Annotated in this window: 18 protein-coding genes; 9 read left to right on the plus strand and 9 right to left on the minus strand. The window is 69.3% G+C overall.

Annotated elements, in window-relative coordinates; translation table 11 throughout:
- Positions 1-31 precede the first annotated feature (31 nt).
- Positions 32-874: a bifunctional hydroxymethylpyrimidine kinase/phosphomethylpyrimidine kinase gene (gene thiD, locus FOZ76_RS25390; protein WP_143951081.1), complete on the minus strand. Its 843-nt coding sequence runs from the start codon at positions 872-874 to the stop codon at positions 32-34.
- A 184-nt stretch (positions 875-1,058) separates the two neighbouring features.
- On the opposite strand from thiD, the gene FOZ76_RS25395 reads away from it, so the two are divergent.
- The 3 genes from FOZ76_RS25395 to FOZ76_RS25405 are packed head-to-tail and all read left to right on the plus strand — an operon-like array spanning position 1,059 to position 3,939.
- A complete protein-coding gene (locus FOZ76_RS25395) occupies positions 1,059-1,742 on the plus strand; it encodes a protein-L-isoaspartate O-methyltransferase family protein (RefSeq protein ID WP_143951082.1) in 684 nt (227 codons plus the stop codon).
- Between the two features lie 56 nt (positions 1,743-1,798).
- Positions 1,799-3,196, plus strand: coding sequence for a TolC family outer membrane protein (locus tag FOZ76_RS25400; RefSeq protein ID WP_211366532.1), 1,398 nt, complete (start codon positions 1,799-1,801; stop codon positions 3,194-3,196).
- A complete protein-coding gene (locus tag FOZ76_RS25405) occupies positions 3,193-3,939 on the plus strand; it encodes a 3-deoxy-D-manno-octulosonic acid kinase (protein WP_143951083.1) in 747 nt (248 codons plus the stop codon). Before FOZ76_RS25400 ends, FOZ76_RS25405 begins: the two co-directional genes overlap by 4 nt.
- Here FOZ76_RS25405 and FOZ76_RS25410 read toward each other — a convergent pair.
- From FOZ76_RS25410 to FOZ76_RS25425, 4 genes are all read right to left on the minus strand, one after another.
- Positions 3,936-5,246 carry a 3-deoxy-D-manno-octulosonic acid transferase gene (locus tag FOZ76_RS25410; protein WP_143951084.1) on the minus strand — a complete coding sequence of 437 codons (1,311 nt, stop codon included), beginning with the start codon at positions 5,244-5,246 and terminating at the stop codon, positions 3,936-3,938. The genes FOZ76_RS25405 and FOZ76_RS25410 overlap by 4 nt on opposite strands.
- Complete coding sequence (gene waaC, locus FOZ76_RS25415) at positions 5,243-6,229, minus strand: lipopolysaccharide heptosyltransferase I (RefSeq protein WP_143951272.1); 987 nt, start codon at positions 6,227-6,229, stop codon at positions 5,243-5,245. Before waaC ends, FOZ76_RS25410 begins: the two co-directional genes overlap by 4 nt.
- A 97-nt stretch (positions 6,230-6,326) precedes the next feature.
- Positions 6,327-7,862, minus strand: a complete 1,536-nt coding sequence (gene pgi / locus FOZ76_RS25420) for a glucose-6-phosphate isomerase (protein ID WP_143951273.1) — start codon at positions 7,860-7,862, stop codon at positions 6,327-6,329.
- Positions 7,856-9,253 (minus strand): phosphomannomutase/phosphoglucomutase, encoded by a 1,398-nt coding sequence (locus FOZ76_RS25425; protein ID WP_143951085.1) that lies wholly within the window; start codon positions 9,251-9,253, stop codon positions 7,856-7,858. Before FOZ76_RS25425 ends, pgi begins: the two co-directional genes overlap by 7 nt.
- Before the next feature lie 263 nt (positions 9,254-9,516).
- Between FOZ76_RS25425 and argB the strand changes: the two genes are divergently transcribed.
- Positions 9,517-10,425: an acetylglutamate kinase gene (argB, locus tag FOZ76_RS25430; RefSeq protein WP_143951086.1), complete on the plus strand. Its 909-nt coding sequence runs from the start codon at positions 9,517-9,519 to the stop codon at positions 10,423-10,425.
- Positions 10,426-10,450: 25 nt separating this feature from the next.
- Here the strand turns inward: argB and FOZ76_RS25435 are convergent, their stop codons facing one another.
- Positions 10,451-11,314 carry an inositol monophosphatase family protein gene (locus tag FOZ76_RS25435; RefSeq protein ID WP_143951087.1) on the minus strand — a complete coding sequence of 288 codons (864 nt, stop codon included), beginning with the start codon at positions 11,312-11,314 and terminating at the stop codon, positions 10,451-10,453.
- Positions 11,315-11,535: 221 nt separating this feature from the next.
- On the opposite strand from FOZ76_RS25435, the gene siaA reads away from it, so the two are divergent.
- The 4 genes from siaA to siaD all read left to right on the plus strand — a co-directional run bounded on the left by siaA (position 11,536) and on the right by siaD (position 15,389).
- Positions 11,536-13,527 (plus strand): biofilm regulation protein phosphatase SiaA, encoded by a 1,992-nt coding sequence (gene siaA, locus FOZ76_RS25440; RefSeq protein WP_143951088.1) that lies wholly within the window; start codon positions 11,536-11,538, stop codon positions 13,525-13,527.
- A 9-nt stretch (positions 13,528-13,536) separates the two neighbouring features.
- Positions 13,537-14,079, plus strand: a complete 543-nt coding sequence (siaB, locus tag FOZ76_RS25445; RefSeq protein ID WP_143951089.1) for a biofilm regulation protein kinase SiaB — start codon at positions 13,537-13,539, stop codon at positions 14,077-14,079.
- A gap of 147 nt (positions 14,080-14,226) precedes the next feature.
- Entirely contained in the window at positions 14,227-14,604 is a 378-nt protein-coding gene (gene siaC, locus FOZ76_RS25450) for a biofilm regulation phosphoprotein SiaC (protein ID WP_143951090.1), read from the plus strand.
- Positions 14,601-15,389, plus strand: coding sequence for a biofilm regulation diguanylate cyclase SiaD (gene siaD, locus FOZ76_RS25455; RefSeq protein WP_143951091.1), 789 nt, complete (start codon positions 14,601-14,603; stop codon positions 15,387-15,389). The genes siaC and siaD overlap by 4 nt, the downstream gene beginning before the upstream one ends.
- A 93-nt stretch (positions 15,390-15,482) precedes the next feature.
- Here the strand turns inward: siaD and secA are convergent, their stop codons facing one another.
- Both secA and FOZ76_RS25465 read right to left on the minus strand, forming a co-directional pair.
- On the minus strand, positions 15,483-18,215 hold the full coding sequence (gene secA, locus FOZ76_RS25460; protein ID WP_143951092.1) for a preprotein translocase subunit SecA: 2,733 nt from the start codon (positions 18,213-18,215) through the stop codon (positions 15,483-15,485).
- A 179-nt stretch (positions 18,216-18,394) separates the two neighbouring features.
- Positions 18,395-19,546: a M23 family metallopeptidase gene (locus tag FOZ76_RS25465; RefSeq protein ID WP_143951093.1), complete on the minus strand. Its 1,152-nt coding sequence runs from the start codon at positions 19,544-19,546 to the stop codon at positions 18,395-18,397.
- Between the two features lie 79 nt (positions 19,547-19,625).
- On the opposite strand from FOZ76_RS25465, the gene FOZ76_RS25470 reads away from it, so the two are divergent.
- Positions 19,626-20,045, plus strand: coding sequence for a DciA family protein (locus FOZ76_RS25470; RefSeq protein ID WP_170235630.1), 420 nt, complete (start codon positions 19,626-19,628; stop codon positions 20,043-20,045).
- A gap of 76 nt (positions 20,046-20,121) precedes the next feature.
- Here FOZ76_RS25470 and lpxC read toward each other — a convergent pair whose 3' ends face one another.
- Positions 20,122-21,045, minus strand: a complete 924-nt coding sequence (lpxC, locus tag FOZ76_RS25475; RefSeq protein ID WP_143951274.1) for a UDP-3-O-acyl-N-acetylglucosamine deacetylase — start codon at positions 21,043-21,045, stop codon at positions 20,122-20,124.
- Positions 21,046-21,107: the final 62 nt, after the last annotated feature.

A 21,107-nucleotide genomic window follows, 5' to 3' on the forward strand; every position in this document is an offset into this window, starting at 1 on the left:
ACGCGACGCCTCGCCATCACTAAGCGCCCCCCTACCACCACCGCCAGAAATGCTGCAGCGGCCCGTGCCCGCTGCCCACCTGGAGCCGGTCGGCATGTTTCAGGGCCTGTGTCAGATAGTCCTTGGCGGCACGCGCGGCGGCGGGCACGTCGGGCGCCTGCGGCAGCAGGGCCGCGAGGGCGGAGGCCAGCGAGCAGCCGGTGCCGTGGGTGTTCTTGGTGTCCACGCGGGGAGCGGCCATTTCGATCATGCGGTCGCCGTCGTGCAGCAGGTCGATGGCGGCGTCGCCGGGCAGGTGGCCGCCCTTGAGCAGCACCCAGCGGTGGCCGTGAGTGCCCATGGCTTCGCGCAGGCGCTCGGCGACGCGGCGCATTTCGGGCAGGGTCTCGACCTGGCGGCCACCGAGCAGCACGCCGGCCTCGGGCAGGTTGGGCGTGATGACGGTGGCGATCGGCAGGATGGCTTCGCGCAGGGTGCCGACGGCGTCGTCCTCGAGCAGGGCGTCGCCGCTCTTGGCGATCATGACGGGGTCGAGCACGAGGTGCGGGGGGATGTGCCGCACGAGGCTGTCGGCCACGGTCTCGATCACCGGTGCCTGGCCGAGCATGCCGAGCTTGACGGCGTCGATGCGCACGTCGGCGAAGAGGGTCTCGATCTGCTGGCGCACGAACGCCGGCGGCACGGGCATGACGCCGGTCACCCCCTGGGTGTTCTGCGCGGTGAGCGCCGCGACGACGCCGCAGCCGTAGGCTCCCAGGGCGCTCATCGCCTTGATGTCGGCCAGCACGCCGGCGCCCCCCGACGGGTCGACGCCGGCGATGGTCAGGACGTTGGGGATCGCGCGCGGCGCGCGTGAGGATGAATCGTTTATCATGCGGGACGACCGGAAGGTGCGGAGGGTGGCGCTGCCGCCCACAGGGCGGTGCCGGCGCAGCGCCCGGCAGCCCACACTATACGATGTCCAAAGGCTAAAATCCGGCGCAGTCCGCCGCCGCCCCGCCTGGCCGGGGCCATTGCTCCGCCAGCCTGGCCGGTCCCTGTCTGTCACCGGAACCACGATGAACGCCGCCACTCTTTCCGATATCGAACAAGCCCGCTTCAACATGGTCGAGCAACAGATCCGCCCCGCCGGCGTGCTCGACGAGGCCGTGCTCGACTCCCTGTTCGCCGTGCGGCGCGAGCAGTTCGTCGCACCGGCCATGCGCGCGCTTGCGTTCTCCGATATCGAGATCCCGCTGCGCCTCGATGGCGCCGACACCGGCGAGAGCATGCTCACCCCCAAGCTCGAAGCCCAGCTCACCGAAGCCCTGAAGCTCTCGCACACCGAGAGCGTGCTCGAGATCGGCACGGGTTCGGGCTACCAGGCCGCGCTGCTCGCGTACCATGTCTACCAGGTCACGTCCGTCGAGATCAATCCGCGCCTGGCCGCCTTTGCCGCGCAGAACCTGCAGCGCAACGGCGTCACCAACGTGCACGTCGAGACCGGCGACGCCCACAACGGCTGGGGCTCGAACGAATACGACGCCATCCTGGTCACGGGCTCCGTCCCCGAGACCATTCCGGACGGCCTGAAGTACCAGTTGCGCGTCAATGGCCGCCTGGTGATCGTGGTCGGCACGGCGCCGGTCATGACCGTCAAGCGCGTGACGCGCACCAGCGCCGCCACCTTCGAGACCGAAAATCTCTTCGAAACCCTGATCCGTCCGCTGCGCGGCGTCACGGCCTCCAAGTTCAAGTTCTGAGGAAGTCCAGGATGGCAAAGCGCTTTGGCAGTCAGCGGCCCGGGCGCCGCGCCATGCTGCGGCTGCGTCTGGCCGCCGCACTCGTCGCACTCGGCCTCGGCCAGAGTGCGGCCGCCCTGAGCCTGGTCCAGGCCTACCAGACCGCGCTCGCCAACGACCCGATATTCGCGTCGGCGCGCGCGCAGTACACGGCGGGGCTGGAGCAGCTTCCGCAGGCCCGCTCGGCGCTGTTGCCGTTCGTCACCGCGGGCGCCAGTGCGACCTACAACGACACGCGCACGCGCTTTACCAATCAACTGCCGCGCCGCAACGTCTACACCGACGACTACGGCTACCAGCTCGTGCTCAGCCAGCCGCTGTTCGACTGGACCAGTTGGCAGACGTACGAGGCGGCCAAGCTCGGCGTGACGCTGACCGAGCTCGGCCTGCAGTACGCCCACCAGGACTTGATGCTGCGCGTGGCGCAGACCTATTTCGATGTGCTGGCCGCGCAGGATGTGCTCACCGCGCTCGAGGCCGAGCGCAGCGCGATCGGCGAGCAACTGCAATCGGCCAGGCGCAACTTCGAGATCGGTACGGCCACCATCACCGACACCTATGAAGCGCAGGCGCGCTTCGACCTGAACAGCGCCCAACTGCTGCAGGCGGAAAACAGCCTGCAGGTGCGCCGCGCAGCGCTCGAGAAGATCATCGGCGAGCCGGCCGGCACGCTGTCGGTGCTGCCGGCCGGCACGCCGGCCCCGCCGCCGCAGCCCGCCCAAGCGCAAGCCTGGCTCGAACGCGCCGAAACCGACAACCTGGGCGTGGTGCAGGCGCAGATCCAGACCGCGCTGGCGTCCAAGCAGGTCGACATCGCGCGTTCCGCGCATTATCCGCAGGTGGACCTTGTCGGCACATTCGGCCAGGCCGACAACCGCTACCGGCCTGAAACGGCCCAGGCCGCCCAGGGCATCAGCGACGGGCGCGCGCGCAACACCGCCAGCAGCATCGGCGTGCAGGTGTCGATCCCGCTGTATACGGGCGGCTACGTCTCCTCGCGCGTGCGCGAGGAAGCCGCCCGCGAACAGGCTGCGCGCTACGACTACGAGGACGCCCGCCGGGAGGCGGTGCGCGCCACGCGCGAGGCCTTCCTGGGCGTGAACACCGGCCTGGCCCAGATTCGCGCCCTGGAGGCGGCCGAGACCTCCAGCCGCCAGGCGCTGCAGGCCAACCTGACCGGCTACGAAGTGGGCGTGCGCATCAACCTGGACGTGCTCAACGCCCAGCAGCAGCTCTATGCCACCCAGCGCGACCTGGCGGCCGCCCGCTACAACACCTTGCTCGCGGGCCTGCGTCTGAAGGCGGCCGCAGGCCAGTTGGCCGAAGACGACATCGACGCGCTCAACCGCCTGCTGCGGCCGGCCAGCGAGGTGGACACGCGCCCGCCTCCCCCGCCCCGGCCGCTGGTGCGATGAGCCGCTCGCCGGGCGCACCGACGCTGCGCCGCCAGGCCGGCGGCGGCCTGCTCGTCGCTGCGGCCTGCAGCGCCATCGACACCACCGACGCCCTGCGCGCGGCGCACTACGGTGACGCCGCGCAGCGCATCGGCGCCGGCGGGCGCGGCTCCGCCTGGATCGTGCCCAGCGCCTGCGGCGAGGCGGTGCTGCGCGAGTATCGGCGCGGCGGCCTGTTCGGCCGGTTCGTGCGCCGCAGCTACCTCTGGCGCGGCGTGCACGCCAGCCGCTGCGTGCGCGAATTTCGCCTGACCCTGCGCCTGCGCGAGCTCGGCCTGCCCGTGCCCGCGCCCCTGGCCGCCGCCTGGTGGCGCCACGGCCCGGTCTACGAACAAGCCCTGCTGACCGGCCGCATCCCGGGCGCCGAACCCCTGGGTGCCCTGCTCCGGCACGGAGCGCCCGATCTGCCCTGGCGCGCGGTTGGCGCCCTGATCGCGCGTTTTCACGCGGTGGGGCTGGACCACGCCGACCTCAACGCGAACAACCTGATGCGCGACGCCGAAGGCGCGCTGTGGCTGATCGATTTCGACCGCTGCACGCTGGGCCGGCCCGACGCCCGGCGGGCGCAGGCCAATCTGCAGCGGCTGGCGCGCTCGCTGGTCAAACTGGGAGGCGAGAGGCAAGGCCGTGCCGCCTATGCCCGGGTGCAGGACGGCTGGCAGGCGGCAGGCGGCCTGACGGCCTGGCCTGGGCGTGGCACCTAGCGGCTACCCGGCGGCTTCGATCCCGTGGGCACTTGCGCCAGGATCGCTGCGCAGGCTCGCGCGCTGGCCCCCCGGTGCGCCGCAATGAAGCGCGCCGCGGCGGACTGCATGGCAGCGCGCGCCGCATCGTCGGCCAGCAGTTCGCGCGCGCGCGCCAGCGCCGCCGCCGCGTCCGGCACGCGTTGCGCCGCGCCTTCGGCGATGGCGTCCTCGGCCGCCTGCGCGAAATTGCGGGTCGATGGCCCGACCAGAACGGGGGTACCGACCGCGCTCGCCTCGACCAGGTTCTGACCACCGAAATCCGCAAAGCTGCCGCCGATGACGGCCACGTCCGCACTGGCGTAATAGGCCGGCATTTCGCCCACGCTGTCGCCCAGCAGCCAGTCGATCGACGCGTCGGCCTGCGGCGCGGCATCGGCCTGCGCCTGGCTGCGTCGATGGAACCGCAGGCCGCGCTGGGCGAGCAAGGCCGCCACGGCGTCGAAGCGCTGGGGATGCCGTGGCACCAGGAGCATCAAGGGCGCGCATGCGTGGCCGGCGAGCTGCTGCTGCCAGGCATCGATGAACATGGCCTCCTCGCCGTCGCGCGTGCTGGCGAGGACGATCACCGGCCGGCGCCAATGCGCGCGCCAAGCCTGGCCGCGCGCCAGCAGCGCCGGCGGCGCAGCCAGATCGAACTTCAGGTTGCCCATCACCGACAGATCGCGGGCACCCAGCGCCCGCAGGCGCTCGGCATCGGCCGGGGTTTGCGCGAGGGTGGCGGACAGGCGCGCGAAGGCCGGGCGCATCAGCGGCGCCAGACGCGCCATGCCACGCAGCGAACGCGCGGACAGGCGCGCACTGACCAGCAGCACGGGCACCTGCGCGGCCTCGGCCGCCGCCATCAGGTTGGGCCAGATCTCGCGCTCGATCAGCACGCCGGCGCACGGCCGGAAATGCGCCAGGAAACGCCGCACCGCGCCGGGGAAATCATAGGGCAGCCAGGCGACGGCGAGCCGGCCTTCGGCCAGTTCGGCGGCAAAACCGCGCCGAACCTCGCCGCGCGCGGTGGCCGTGGTCTGCGTGAGCAGCACACGCACCCCAGCATCGAGCAGCAGGCGCAGCAGGGGCTCGGCCGCCCGCGTTTCGCCCAGGCTGACCGCATGGACCCACAAGCGGCCCTGCTCGGCAGGGGTATCGTAGCGGCCGAAGCGGCCGGCGCCGAGGATCTGCCAGTCGCCGCCCTCGCGCCGTGCGCGACGGGCCAGGCCCAGCCAGAGCAGCGGCGCGGCCAGCGCCAGCGCCGCCGAGTAAAGCGCACGCATCATGCCGCGGCCTGGCCGCGCGCCGTGGCCAGCGCCTGCTCGGCGCCGGCAAGCACCTCGGCGCGGCTGGGCGGCCGCCCGCGGTCGCCCAGGCTCAGGCAGAAGCCGGGCCCCGTCATGGGCGTGCGGACCACCGGGGTGGCGCAATAGATGCCGACCGTCGGCCGGCCGAGCGCGGCGGACAGGTGCGTGATGCCGCTGTCCAGGCCCACGGTCACGGTGGCGGCGTTGACCACGCGCGCCGTATCGGCCAGCGGCATGCGCGGCATGACCCAGGCGCCGGCAATGCCTTCGGCGAGCGCCTGCGCGCGTGCGCGCTCCTCGGCGTTGCCGGCGAACAGCACCGGCGGGCAGCCGGCGCCGGCGAGCCAGCGCAGCACCGCGCGCCAATCGTCCACGGGCCAGAGCTTGGGGTCCCGGCTGGCCGAGGGCATGATCGCGGCGAACTCGCCGACGCCCTCGGGCCCCGGCCATAGCCGGCCGTCGTCCAGCCGCAGCGGCGTGGGCGGCTCCTGCAAGGCTTGCAGCGAGAACTGCGGCGGGCCGCTGGGTGCGTAGCCCAGCGCCAACCCGGCGAGCTTGCGGTAGCGCGTCACCGCGGCCTGCATGGGCTCCACGCGGTGCTTGTGCTGGTAGAACACAGAGGCCAGCGGTTCGCGCGCCGAATGCCAATCGAGCCCATGGCGCGGGCCGTGCGCGCGAGCGGCCACCAGGGCGGCGGACTTGATGAGGCCCTGCGAGTCGATGACCGCATCGTAGCGGCGCTCGCGCAACAGCCGCAGGTAGGCCTTCCATTCGGTGCGCACGGGCCTGGTCCACCACGCCTTGCGCCAGCGCCGCAGGGCGACCGGCACCACGCGTTCGACCGCGGGGTGCCAAGTGGGGATTTCGGCAAAGCTCTGCTCGGCGACCCAGTCGACGCGCACGCCCGGCAGATGCGCGGCCATGTCGGACACCGCCGGCAGCGTATGGATGAGATCGCCCATCGAGGTGGTGCGCACGAGCAGAATGCGACGAACGCTCACCGGGGTACCCTCGCGACACGCGGGGCCGTCGACGGCCCCGCGTCGAACGGGCGCAACATCATGATCCGGACTTGGCGGCCAGGCGCTGGATCCAGAACGCGGTGGACGGGTCGTGCTGGCCCGGCCGCTGGCGATCGCCCGCCAGCTCGCGCGCCACGCCGTTCGCCATGGTCTTGCCGTATTCCACGCCCCATTGATCGAAGGGGTTGATACCCCAGATCACGCTCTGCACGAACACCTTGTGCTCATAGAGGGCGAGCAGCGCGCCCAGCGCGTGCGGTGTGAGGCGCGGGAGCACGATGAGGTTGGACGGCCGGCCGCCCGGCGTGGCCTTGTGCATGGCCAGCTCGTCCGGCGTGACGCCGTCGCGCGACTCCTCGACCGTCTTGCTGCGCAGCAGCGCGGCGCGCTGGGCCAGGCAATTGGCCAGGAGCTGGCGATGGTGCTCGGGCCAGCGATGGTCGTGATGGCGGCAGACGATGAAATCCACCGGCGCCCCGTCGCTGCCCTGGTGCAGCCACTGGAAGAAGGTGTGCTGCGCATCGGTGCCCGGCATACCCCAGACCGCGGAGCCGGTGGGCAGATCGACCGCATCGCCGTCCTTGTCGACCGACTTGCCGAGCGACTCCATTTCGAGCTGCTGCAGGTAGGAGACCAGGTAGAACAGGCGCGTGTCGTAGGGCACGACGGCCAGCGAGGCGTAGCCGAGCACGCTGCGGTTGATGACGCCCGCAAGCGCGAGCTGCACCGGGGCGTTCTCGAGCAGCGGGGCCTGGCGGAAATGCTCGTCCATCTCGGCCGCGCCCGCCTGCATGCCGGCGATCACTTCGGAACCGACAGCCAGCGCCACCGGCAGGCTGATCGACGACCACAGGGAATAGCGTCCGCCGACCCAGTCCCAGAAGCGGAATACGTGGGCTTCCGGCACGCCCCACTCGATGGCGCGCTGGGGATTGGCGGTGATCGCCACGAAGTGCTGGTAGGGATCAGGCAGCTCGGCCGAGCGCAGCCAGGCCAGCGCGCGCTCGGCGTTGTGCAGGGTCTCGGTCGTGGTGAACGACTTGGACGACACCACCACCAGCGTGTCGTGCGGATCGAGGCCGGCCAGGCCGCCTTCGATGGCATGGCCGTCGATGTTGGCGACGAAACGGATCGAGCGCCAGCGGCCGGTGTAGCCGAAGGCTTCGACCGCCAGGCGAGGCCCCCAGTCGCTGCCACCGATACCGATGTGCACGATGTTGCGCCAGCGGCGCTCGGTGTCGGCACGCTGCACGAAGGCGCGCACCCGCTCACGCTCGAGCGCGACCGCGGGCGGCGGCGCGAGATCGCGCAGGATGGTGTGCCAGGCGGCGCGATCCTCGGTGCTGTTGACCTTCTCGCCGGCAAAGAGCGCCTTGCGCGCGGCGTCCAGGCCACGAAAGCCCAGCAGTTCGGCCGCGGCCCGGTCGAGCTCGGGCGACATGCGCTGCGCACTGACGTCGATCTTCAGACCAGCGGCGTCCAGCACGCGCACGTTGCTCGCGCGGCTATCGGCGCTGTATGCGGCCTCGGCAAAGGCCTTCCATTGGGGTGTCTGGGCGAATCCTTTCAAAATGGCAGCTCCGCGTTGGGCGCCACCTTGAGGATCTGGCGGCGGAAATCGTCCTGGATGCGAGCCAGGGCGGCCTGGTCGTCTGCCTCGAAGCGCAGCACGACCACGGGGGTGGTGTTGGACGGCCGGGCAAGGCCGAAGCCATCGGCGTACTCGACCCGCACGCCGTCGATCGTGACGACCTCGCGCGCGTCGGGGAACTCGCCCTTTTCCTGCAGCTCGCTCACCAGCTCGAACTGGCCGCCCTCTTGCGTCTCGAGCTTGAGTTCCGGCGTAGAGACGGCCTGCGGCAGGCCTTCGAGCACGGCCGAGGGGTCGTCGTGCCGCGACAGGATCTCGAGCAGGCGCGCGCCCGCGTACAGGCCGTCGTCGAAGCCGTACCAGCGCTCCTTGAAGAACACGTGGCCGCTCATCTCGCCGGCGAGCGGCGCGCCGGTCTCCTTCAGCTTGGCCTTGATGAGCGAGTGGCCCGTGCGCCACATCAGCGGCACGCCGCCGGCCTCTTTCACGACCTCGGCGACGTAGCGGCTGCACTTGACGTCGTAGATGATCTGCGCGCCGGGATTGCGCGAGAGTACGTCGCGCGCGAACAGCATGAGCTGGCGATCGGGCCAGATGATCTCGCCCGAACGGGTGACCACGCCGAGGCGGTCGCCGTCGCCGTCGAAGGCGAGGCCCAGGTCGCAGCCCTGCTCTTGGACCGCGCGGATGACGTCCTCCAGGTTGTGCGGATCGGCGGGATCGGGGTGGTGGTTCGGGAAGTTGCCGTCGACTTCGCAGAACAGTTCGACGACCTCGCAGCCGAGCGCGCGAAAGAGCTGCGGCGCCACGCCGCCGGCCACGCCGTTGCCGCAATCGACCGCGATCTTGAGCGGGCGGGCGAGCTTCACGTCGCCGGTGATGCGCGCGATGTAGTCGCCCACCACGTCGAGTTCGCGGCGGATGCCGGGCGTGGCGGCCGCCTTGGGATCGGCCATGGTCTGGGCAAGCTTCTGGATGTCGTCGCCATACAGCGTCTCGCCGGCCAGCATCATCTTGAAGCCGTTGTAGCGCGGCGGATTGTGGCTGCCCGTGATCGCCACGCCGGAGCCGGTGTTCTGCGTGTTGGTGGCGAAATACACCAGCGGCGTCGGCACCATGCCGATGTCGATGACGTCCACGCCGCCGGACAGAATGCCGTTCTGCAGGGCCTCGGACAGCTCGGGCCCGGAGAGCCGGCCGTCGCGGCCGACCACGATGGCGCGCACGGCGGCGTCGCGGGCATGCGCGGCGAGGGCCTGGCCCAGCGCGTGCGCGAAGCCGGCGTTGATGGTGTCGGGGACGATCCCGCGGATGTCGTAGGCCTTGAAGACCGAAGCGGGCCACGCGGGGCGGGGCGAATTGCCAGTTGTCACAGCATCATCCTGTCATGGTGAGCGCCGGCCGCGAACGTAGCGGACCCCCCCGGCAACGGTCGCGGCGGCATACAGAAATCCCGGGCATGCGGGCACGGGCGGGCGCTTCGCAAGGAGTACGCCGTCCCGATGCCCCGGCACACCGACGGTGCCGGGGCATTGCTGCGCATTATCACCGATACGCCGCGAGGCTGGACGGCGACGCCGCTACAATCTGTACCTGACCGCGCCCCGTGCGCGCCCTTCTTCACAGACCCGCCGCCATGTCCGAGAACACCGCCACCGCGCTCGCCACGCTCTCCCCCAGCCTGAAGGCCGCCGTACTCGCCGAGGCTCTGCCGTACATCCGCCGCTTCCACGGCAAGACCATCGTCGTGAAGTACGGCGGCAACGCGATGACCGACGAGAACCTGCAACGCGGCTTCGCGCATGACGTCGTGCTGCTGAAACTGGTCGGTCTGAACCCGGTGGTCGTGCACGGCGGGGGTCCGCAGATCGACGCCGCGCTCAAGCGCCTGGGCAAGCAGGGCACCTTCGTGCAGGGCATGCGCGTCACCGACGCGGAAACCATGGAAGTGGTCGAGTGGGTGCTGGGCGGCCAGGTCCAGCAGGACATCGTCACCATGATCAACTCGTTCGGCGGCAAGGCCGTCGGCCTGACCGGCAAGGATGGCGCGCTCATCACCGCGCGCAAGCTGCTGATGGCCGACCGCGAGAACCCCGGCAAGGAACTGGACATCGGCTTCGTGGGTGACATCGTGCGCGTGGACGCCGCCGTGGTGAAGGCGCTGCAGGACGACCAGTTCATCCCGGTGATCTCGCCCATCGGCGTGGGCGAGGACGACGGCATGGCCTACAACATCAACGCCGACGTGGTCGCGGGCAAGATGGCCGAAGTGCTCGGCGCCGAGAAGCTGGTCATGATGACCAACACGCCGGGGGTGCTCGACAAGGAAGGCAATCTGCTCACCGGCCTGACCGCCAGCCGCATCGACGAGCTGTTCGAGGACGGCACCATCTCGGGCGGCATGCTGCCCAAGATTTCGTCGGCTCTCGCCGCCGCCAGGAACGGCGTGAACACCGTGCACATCGTCGACGGCCGGGTCGAGCACTGCCTGCTGCTCGAGATCCTCACCGATCAGGGCGTGGGCACGATGATCCGCTCGGCCTGAGCCCGCCAGGGCCGGGGCCCCGGGCTCAGCCGCCGGCCAGGTGCGGCGCGAAGCGCGCCAGCATCTCGCCGGCCACCATGCGCGAGCCGGCCACCACGTTGCCGCCGCGCGGCCAGGGCTGGCTACCGCGCAGGTCGGAGGCCACACCGCCCGCCTCGCGCACCAGCAGCACGCCGGCGGCCACGTCCCAGGGCGCCAGCCCCATCTCCCAGTAGCCGTCGTAGCGACCGCAGGCGGTCCAGGCGAGATCCAGCACCGCCGAGCCGAACCGGCGCACGCCGCGCGTGGATTCCATGGCGTGCAGGAACATCGGCATGTACTCCTCGGCAAACGAGAAGTCGCGGAACGGAAAGCCGGTGGCGAGCAAGGTGTCGGCAAAGCCCGCGGGGCGCGACACCCGTACGCGGTGCCCGTTGAGCCAGGCGCCTCCGCCCAGCACCCCTGTGAAAAGTTCCTCGCGCGAGGGGTCGTACACCACGGCGACCACCGGCGTGTCCTCGCTGAGCACCTCGCCCGGGGGCAGCACCGTGCCGGCCTTGGCCACCAGAGCGATCGAGACCGCGTAGTGCGGCAGGCCGTGCAGGAAGTTGGTGGTGCCGTCCAGCGGATCGATGTACCAGCTCGCCGGGCCCGATTCGCTGCCGCCCGACTCCTCGGCGACGATGCCGAACTCCGGCGTGCGTTCGCGCAGCACCTCGAGGATGGCCGATTCGGCCTCGCGGTCCGCCTGGGACACCAGGTCGTTGCGCGCCTTGTGGTCGATCACCAGTTGGCCCCGGTTGCGGGCGTACGACTGCAGGACGCCCGCGGCGCAATGCGCCGCCGTCACCGCGGCATCCAACGCATCCGACAGGGAGAGAGCGAATGAAGGAAAAGGTGCAGGGCTCATGGCATGGGGTGACGGATCGACGCAAGAGATTTGCGTTGCTTGCAAGCTCGATGCCAGTGTAGCCCATGGTTCCCTGGCAGGCGCCTGACGGCTCGGGCGCGGCATTACAAAGCCATACAGAATGGCGTAACAAATATTGCATTCGCAACAGAATTTGCTTTAACTTTGCGCCTCGCGCCTACCCCCTGGGCGCCCGACGAGCGTCTGCTCCGGAATTCCTCATGGCTCATTTCAGTCTGCGCGGCAAGTCGCTGGCGGCGCTGGCCTTCGCTTGCCTCATCGTACTGGTCCCTGCCGCGGTCATCGTCTGGCTGGGCGTGGATCGGCTGCGCGAGGAATTCGGCTCGGCGCACGCGCAGAACCTCGCCATCCTCAACCAGCAGCACATGATGGCGCCGCTATCGGTGGAGCTTGCGCTCTCGCGCCAATGGGCTGCCTCGGCAGCAACGCGCCATTGGCTGCGCAACGAGTCCGACCCCGAGGCCGCCCGGCTGTTCTTTCTGGAGGCGGAAACCTATCGGCGCGCGGTGCACGATCAGACCTACTCGATCTCCAGCCTCGCGAGCGGCAACTACTACTTCAGCGACGGCGATGCGCTCGCCGACCGGCAGCCGCGCTACGTGCTCTCGCCGACCGAGCCGGCCGACGCCTGGTTCTACGACACGCTGGCATCGAACGCCGAATACAACGTCAACGTCAACCCCGACCGCATCCTGGAGATCTCGCGCGTGTGGATCAACGTCCCCGTGCGCGACGAGGACGGCACGCCGCTGGGCGTGGCGGGCTCCAGCATCAACCTGACGAGCTTTCTGGACGGGCTGCGCGGCCGCGACGAGGACGGTGTCACGCCCATCGTGTTCGACAGGATGGGGGCCATACAGGCCCACCCCGACCCGGCGCTGATCGCATACAACTCCGGCGCCAGCGGCAGCGACGGGGAGCACACGGTGTATTCGCTGCTCGATGCCGATGGCGCCGATGCGGTGCGCACGGCGATGCAGCAAGCCGCGCGCGACCCCAGCCACGCCGTCGAGCTGCACGCAGCCCTGCACGGGGAGCGACAGCACGTTGCGCTCGCCTACATCCCGCGTCTGGACTGGTATGCGGCGGTCGCCGTCGACCCGGCGCGCTGGAGCGGCAACGCCATGCGCCAGTGGCTGTGGCCGGCGCTCGGCGCGCTCGCCGCGACCCTGCTCGCCCTGCTCCTGATCGCCGCGCTGCTGGCCGAGCGCCTGGTGCTGCGGCCCATCCGCCGACTGCAGACCTCCGCCCGCGCCGTGGCGGACGGTCGCTACGAAGTCGAGCTGCCCGACGCGAGCGACGACGAGATCGGCGATCTGGGCCGCGCCTTCGGCGAGATGGCCCGCCGCGTGCGTTCGCACACCGAGGATCTGGAGTGCCGGGTGCGCGAGCGCACGCTGGCGCTGCAGCAGGCCAACGACGCGATGTCGGCCGCCCAGCGCCAGATCAATGCATCGATCGACTACGCCAGCCTGATCCAGCGCGCCATCCTGCCCGACCGCCAGCTCACGCAGTTCCTGGGCGAGCAGCATTTCGTCATGTGGCGGCCCCGCGACGTCGTCGGTGGCGACTTCTACATTTTCCACCAGGACGGTGAGAACTGCCTGCTGGGCCTGATGGACTGCGCCGGACACGGCGTGCCGGGTGCGCTCATGACGATGCTCGCGCGGGCGGCGGTGGACCACGCGATCCACGCCGCCGGCCCGGCCGATCCGGCCGGCATCCTCGCCCGCTGCGATGCGGTGATGCGCACCATGCTGGCCGACGCCCATCTGCCGCGCGCGCTCGCCACCAACGCCGACGCCGCGCTGGTATATATTGACCGCTCCGCCGGCAGGCTCGTCTATGCAGGCGCGCGCATCGACCTGTACGCCAGCGATGGTGCCGACGTGCAGCGCCATCGCGCCGCGCGGCGAGCACTGATGGACCGGCGCCAGGGCGCCTACACCAACCTGCAACTTCCCTTGCGACCCGAGTGGACGTACTACCTCGTCACCGACGGCTTCCTGGACCAGGCCGGCGGCGAACGCGGCTGGAGTTTCGGCGACGAGCGCTTCGAAGCGCTGCTGCGCCGCAACGCGGGGCGCCCGCCCGCGGAACAGGCCGAGGCTTTCACCCGGGAACTCGCGGCCTACCAGGGCAACAACCCGCAACGCGACGACATCACGCTGCTGTCGTTCCGCTTCCATTGAGCCCATGTCATGAATGCCAACGACCTGTACGCCCTGCGTACCCGCCTGTTCGAAGCCAAGACGCTGCTGTGCTTCAACGGGCCCATCTCGCGCAGCCTGCTGGAGGAGTTCGGCCTGGCGCTGAAAAGCTATCTCGCCACCGACGCCGGCAAGTCGGCCGAGGCCATGGACGTGTTCTCCGTCTACATCGAGATCACGCAGAACATCCGCCGCTATGTGGCCGCACAGAACTATGAAGATGCGCGCGGAGCGGCGACGGTCGTGATCTCCCGTGCGGCCGACGGCCACTACGTCATTTCCGCCGGCAACATCGTGCAGCGGCAGCATGGCCGGGCGCTGGTCGAGCGCATCGAGACGCTCGCCGGCCGCGACAAGACCGAACTCAAGGCACTCTACAAGCAGCAGCGGCGCGAACCGCGCGACCCTGCCAACCCCGACTCGGCCGGCCTCGGCCTGCTCGAGATCGCACGGCGCGCCACCGCCCCGATGCAGGCCACCCTGGTCGAGCAGCCGGGCGACGAAGCATTCTTCGGGCTGAGCGTCACGATCTGACCACGGGCCCAGCGCAGGCCTCGCCCTTCGGGGCGGGCTCGAGCAAGGCAGACCTACCCCCTGGCGCCGCAGGCGCCCCCTTCTGGTGGCGGGCCAGCCCCGCCCTCCAGCGGGAGTGACCCACAGACAGCGCAGACTGGATTCAACATGAAGGACCTCAACATCATCGGCGGCCGTTCCACGCCGTCCATCATCGCCAGCAGCGAAACCCGCACGCTGACGATGCGCGGGGATTCCTACCCCGAGAACGCGCTCGAACTCTTCGGACCGATCATCGAGTGGGTCGAGGCCCAGTTGCAAGCCAGCAACGCCCCTCTGGTGCTCGAACTCGAGCTGATGTATCTCAACACCAGCAGCATCAAGGCCATGATGGACATCTTCGACCTGCTCGAAGAGGCCCACGGGTGCGACGGGGACGTGGCCGTGAACTGGTACTTCGACGCCGAGAACGGCCGCGTGGGCGAACTGGCCGAGGAATTCAAGGAAGACTACACGTTTCCCTTCGCCATCATCCCGCGATCATGAAACAGCGCCGCAACGCGCTCGAAGCACGCGTCGAACAACTGCTGGCCGATCCCGAGCAGGCGGCTTCGCCTCTGGGACAGACCCTGGAACAGGTGTGGGATCTGCTGCAGGACTACCTGCACCGGCTCGAACGCGTCACCTCGCTGTCCGACTCCTACCAGTCGCTCGTGCTCGAGCGCGAGCGCGGCCTGCACGATCGCCTGGACCGGCAATTGCGCCGGGTCTCGCGCATCGTGCGGATCTCGGACAAGTATCAGATCATGCTGCGCGAGGCGAACAACCGCCTGGCCGACAGCTCGAACCGCGACCCCCTCACCGACGCACCCAACCGGCGTGCGTTGATGGAGCGCCTGCGCCATGAATGCCGACGGGCCGCGCGCGGGGAGACGCGTGTCGTGGTGGCCATGCTCGACGTGGACTACTTCAAACAGGTGAACGATCAGCATGGCCACGATACCGGCGACCGCCTGCTCGTCGCCGTCGCCCAGTCGCTGGGCCAGGAACTGGCCGCCACCGAGATTCTCGGCCGCTGGGGCGGCGAAGAATTCCTGATGGTGCTGTGCGACACCGACCTCGCCGCCGCCCGCCGGCGCCTGCAGGCCAAGCTCGACACCGTGCGCCTGCTGCGCGTCGGCACCGATGCCGGCGAGCTGTCGCTCACCATGAGTGCGGGCCTGACCGCACACCGCGTCGACGAACCCATCTCGAGCACCCTGGAGCGGGCCGACGCGGCGCTCTACCAGGCCAAGCACGAAGGGCGCGACCGCATCGTCATCGCGGCCTAGCCGATGCGGGACGAAGGGCGGCCGACGCGCGATGCGCCGCCCTGAAACGACGACGGCGGCCCAGGGCCGCCGTCGTGGCACCCGCGCGCGTGCTCAGCTCAAGGCGCCGTGGCAATGCTTGTACTTCTTGCCGCTGCCGCAGGGGCACGGGTCGTTGCGGCCGACCTTGGGCAGCGCGTTGCGCTGCGGCTCGGCTGCACCCTGCTCGCTGGCGTTGGTGGCCAGCGCCGTATCGTAGTCGGTGTGCTGGTACTGCACGTTCTGCATCGGTGCCGGCGCCTGACTTTCCTGCGCTTGTTCCGCGGTCTGGATGCGCACCGTCATCAGCACCCGCACCACCTCGTTGCGCACCCGTTCGAGCATGTCCGAGAACAGTTCGAAGGCCTCGCGCTTGTATTCCTGCTTGGGATTCTTCTGCGCGTAGCCGCGCAGGTGGATGCCCTGGCGCAGGTGATCCAGCGAGGCGAGGTGCTCGCGCCACTGTGTATCGATCGACTGCAGCATGACCGAGCGCTCGAAGTTGGCCCAGTTCTCGGCCCCCACACGCTCGACCTTGGCATCGTAGAGCTCGACGGCAGCCGCCAGCACACGATCGAGCACCTGCTCGTCGGTGAGATTGGGCTCGTCCTTGAGCATTTGCGCGAGCGGAATCTCGACCTGCCAGTCGGCCGCCAGGGTCGCCTCCAGGCCGGGCAGGTTCCACTGCTCTTCCATCGACTCGGCCGGCACATAGGTGCGCACGACCTCCGTGAACGTCGCGTCGCGCAGCGCGCGCACGGTGTCGCCGATGTTGGACGCTTCGAGCACTTCGTTGCGCTGGGCGTAGAGCACCTTGCGCTGATCGTTGGCGACGTCGTCGTACTCGAGCAACTGCTTGCGGATGTCGAAGTTGCGGGCCTCGACCTTGCGCTGCGCGGTTTCGATGGAGCGCGTGACCATGCCGGCTTCGATCGGCTCGCCCTCGGGCAGCTTCAGGCGCTCCATGATGGCGCGCACGCGATCGCCCGCGAAGATGCGCATCAGCGGATCTTCGAGCGAGAGATAGAAGCGCGAGGAACCCGGATCGCCCTGGCGGCCCGCCCGGCCGCGCAGTTGGTTGTCGATGCGGCGCGATTCGTGGCGCTCGGTGCCGATGATGCGCAGGCCGCCGGCGGCCTTGACCTGCTCGTTGAGCGGACGCCATTCCTCGTGCACCTGGGCGATGCGCGCCTCGCGCTGCTCGGCGGCGAGCGCATCGTCGGCGCGCAGCAGGTCGATCTGCTTGTCCACACTGCCGCCCAGCACGATGTCGGTGCCGCGGCCGGCCATGTTGGTGGCGATGGTGATGCGCCCGGGCTTGCCCGCCTCGGCGACGATCTCGGCTTCGCGAGCGTGCTGCTTGGCGTTGAGCACCTGGTGCGGCAGCTTGGCCTTGGTGAGCAGATCGGAGATCAGCTCGGAGTTCTCGATGCTGGTGGTGCCCACCAGCACCGGCTGGCCGCGCTCGTGGCAGTCGCGGATATCGTTGATGATCGCGTCGTACTTCTCGCGATCGGTCTTGAACACCTGATCGTTCTGGTCGATCCGGATCATCGGCCGGTTGGTCGGCACGATGACGGTTTCCAGGCCGTAGATTTCCTGGAATTCGTAGGCTTCGGTGTCGGCCGTGCCGGTCATGCCGGCAAGCTTCTCGTACATCCGGAAGTAGTTCTGGAACGTGATCGACGCGAGCGTCTGGTTCTCGTTCTGGATCTTCGCGTTTTCCTTGGCTTCGACCGCCTGGTGCAGGCCGTCGGACCAGCGGCGGCCGACCATCAGGCGGCCGGTGAACTCGTCGACGATGACGACTTCGCCGTTCTGCACCACGTAGTGCTGGTCGCGGTGGTACAGCGCGTGGGCGCGCAGGGCCGCCATCAGGTGATGCACCAGCGAGATGTGGCGCGGCTCGTACAGCGATTCGTTCTCGGGCAGCAGGCCGATGCGCACCAGGATGCCCTCGGCCTTCTCGTGGCCGGCCTCGGAGAGATAGACCTGCCGGCTCTTCTCGTCGACCCAGTAGTCGCCCTCGGGTTCGGGCTCCTGCGGCTTGGGCTCGCTCGCCATGCGCGCGAGCAGCGGCGGCACGGCGTTCATGGCGCGATAGAGATCGGTGTGATCCTCGGCCTGGCCGGAGATGATGAGCGGGGTGCGCGCTTCGTCGATCAGGATGGAGTCGACTTCGTCGACGATGGCGTAGAACAGGCCGCGCTGGCGCCGATCCTCGACGCGGTACTCCATGTTGTCGCGCAGGTAGTCGAAACCGAACTCGTTGTTCGTGCCGTAGGTGATGTCTGCCGCGTAGGCCTGCTGCTTGGCGTCGTTGGGCTGCTGCGAGACCACCACGCCGACTTCCATGCCGAGGAAGCGGTAGAGCCGGCCCATCCACTCGGCATCGCGCGCGGCGAGGTAGTCGTTGACCGTGACGATGTGCACGCCCTTGCCGGCCAGCGCGTTCAGGTACGCGGGCAGGGTGGCCATCAGCGTCTTGCCCTCGCCGGTGCGCATTTCGGCGATGCGGCCACTGTGCAGCACCATGCCGCCGATCATCTGGACATCGAAATGGCGCATGCCCAGCACCCGCTTGCCCGCCTCGCGCACGACGGCGAAGGCTTCCGGCAGCAGGGAATCGAGCGTGGCTCCCTTGGCGATGCGGTCGCGGAATTCGACCGTCTTGGCCGCGAGTTCGACGTCCGTCAAGGCAGCGATCTGCGGTTCGAGCGCGTTGATCCGGGCCACTTGCCCGCGAAACTGTTTGACGAGGCGGTCGTTGCGACTACCGAAAATCTTCTTGAGCAGGTTGAATGCCATCTATGAACCGCCCCGGCACAGCCGAAGCTCCAGTGACCAAGTGTTCGAGTGTAGCACCGCGTGCTGGGCCGTATCAGGCCCTTGAACGAACGGCGCCCGGGCCGACGCAACGCCCGGTAGCGCACGATTCGCTCGCGCGCTACCGGGCGTCCCAGGCCCGCGGGGGCGGGAAGAAAGCGTCAGCGCGTGGAGAGTTCGGCCAGCCGCTCGGCGCTGACCTCGCCGGCCAGGAAGAGCCGCGGATCGGCTGCCTGGCCGGCGACACGCACTTCGAAATGCAGGTGCGGCCCGGTCGAGCGGCCCGTGGAGCCCACGGTGGCGATCCGCTGGCCGCGATAGACCAGGTCGCCCGGCTTGACCAGCAGTTGCTGGGCATGCGCGTAGCGCGTCACCAGCTTGTTGCCATGATCGATCTCGACCATGCGGCCATACCCCGTCTGGTAACGCGCGGAGACGACCACGCCGCCCGCGGCGGCGACGATCGGCGTGCCGCGCGGCGCGGCGAAGTCCAGACCCTCGTGAAAGGCCCGGCGCCCGGTGATCGGGTCGACGCGCGGGCCGTAGGACGAACTGTTGTAGGCGTAGCCGCGGATCGGCATGGCCGATGGGGTCCGCGCCCGTTCGGCCATCTCCGAGCGCAATCGCGCCTCCAGTACGTCGAGATAATCGCCGCGGTCGTAGAGCCGGTCGCGCAGGGTGTCGATTTCGCGGTCGAGCTCGGCGACCGACAGCGAGGAGGGTTCGACCAGCAGGCCGCCCTGCCCCGGCACGTGGCGGAAGTCGAAAGCCTCCGGCTCCACGCCGGCGATGTCGGCGAGCCGCTCGCCCAATGCGTCGATCTGGGTCAGGCGGGCTTCCATTTCGCCCACTTTGCGGGCGAGCACGTCGATGTGCTCACGCAGGCGCTCTTCGGTTTCCTTGCCGTCGGCCGTAGCGGCTGCGCCGCCGTCGAAGCTCGGATCGTGCGCCGAGAGCGGCAGTTCGTGGCGCGGTGCGGTACGCTCCAGCCAGGCCTGCGTGGCGCCGACCAGCCAGTTGTCCTGCGTCTCGCCCTGGACCACCGGCTCGTCGGCCGGAACCTCGAGTACGGTACCCCCGGGCACGGGGTTTGCGAGTTGGGGCTGGGCAGCGGGGGCCTGGGCGACCAGCGAAGCCGGCGGGTTCGCCACCCGCAGTTCGGCAGGCAGGGGCGAGGCGGGCACCGTTTGCTGCAGCAGCCACAGGACGCCGCCCGTCATGAGCAAAGCCTTGGTCAGCAAGATCGCGTGGCGCGGCTGAAGCCGGATCTCCCGATCTTCGCCTCGCCGTGTATGCTTGATGATGAGTTGCACGCGGTAGGTTGCCTTGGAAAAAACTGCAAAAACACGCCGTGCGGGCCGACGATCGGGATCGCCGGACGCACTATCCTGGTTGAATCAGACGACGCGCGGCGCCAGCGTGGTGGCGACGGCACAGCGCCTGCTCGAAGTGCAGGGGCAGCTCCGCAAGGTGCTGCCGACTCCGCTGAATGAGTCCTGCCAAGTGCTGCGCTGGCAGGAAGATACATTGACGCTGGGCGTGCCGACCTCGGCACATTCCGCCAAGCTGAGGCAGCTACTGCCCCGGCTGGCGGCGTCTTTGCAGAGCAGCGGCTGGCAGCTTAACGAAATCCGGGTACGCGTACAAGCCGATGGCGGACGCCCCTACGTGCCCGTTCCGCCGCGCGACCCTCGGCCGGAAATCCATGAGAACGGCTTGGAATCCTTTGTAGCACTAAGAAAAAACCTCAGCACTGACGGGCCTTTGGCGCGCGCGCTGGACAAATTGCTTCAACGCCGGGGCCGTGCCTGAGCGCTACCGAAGAATAGGCCACCAACGCAAAAAAGCGTGGTGAATATGCGCAATCCCGACCCGGGTGAAACCGGCCTCAGGCCGGCTGCCACTCCAGGCGCACGCCCGCCGGCGCCTGCGCCGGCGAATCGAACGTGACCGTTTCCCAGGCATCCTCCGCCGCCAGCAGGGCGCGCACGAGCTTGTTGTTCAGGCCGTGTCCCGACTTGTGGGCGACGTAGCGGGCGATCAGCGGGCGGCCGATCAGATACAGGTCGCCGATGGCGTCCAGGATCTTGTGCTTGACGAACTCGTCGTCGTAGCGAAGGCCGTCGCTGTTCAGCACGCGGTATTCGTCCATGACGATGGCGTTGTCCAGGCTGCCGCCACGGGCCAGGCCTACCGCGCGCAGCGCTTCCACGTCGTTGACGAAACCGAAGGTGCGCGCGCGCGCGATCTCGCGGGTGTAGGAATCCCGCGCGAAATCGACTTCCGCGTAGCCCGCCGTCGCGTCGATGGCCGGATGATGGAAGTCGATCGAGAAGGCCAGGGCGAAGCCGTCGTGCGGCTCCAGGCGCGCCCACTTGGCGGCGCTGCCCTCGCCTTCGCGCACTTCGACGGCACGCTTGACGCGGATGAACCGCTTGGGCGCGGGTACTTCCTGCAGGCCGGCCGAGCGCAGCAGATACACGAAGGTGTTCGCGCTGCCATCCATGATCGGCACTTCCTCGGCGTTGAGGTCGACGTGCAGATTGTCGATGCCAAGGCCGGCGCAGGCCGACATCAGATGTTCCACGGTGGAGACGCGCACGTCGCCCTGCTGCAGCACCGAGGCCATGCGGGTGTCGCCGACCTGCGTCGCGGAGGCGGGCAGGTCGACGACCTGCGGCAGGTCGATGCGATGAAACACGATACCGGTGTCTGCGGCGGCCGGGCGCAGCGTGATCTCGACACGGCGGCCGGAGTGGACTCCGACGCCTGTCGTGCGGATGACGCTCTTGATGGTGCGCTGACGGAACATGGCAGATGGATATGTCAATGAGAATCGATTGCAATGGAAGCGCGGACGTTGCCCGGGCCCCG

It is taken from the genome of Verticiella sediminum, assembly GCF_007558815.1.
Taxonomy (GTDB): Bacteria; Pseudomonadota; Gammaproteobacteria; order Burkholderiales; family Burkholderiaceae_B; genus Verticiella; species Verticiella sediminum.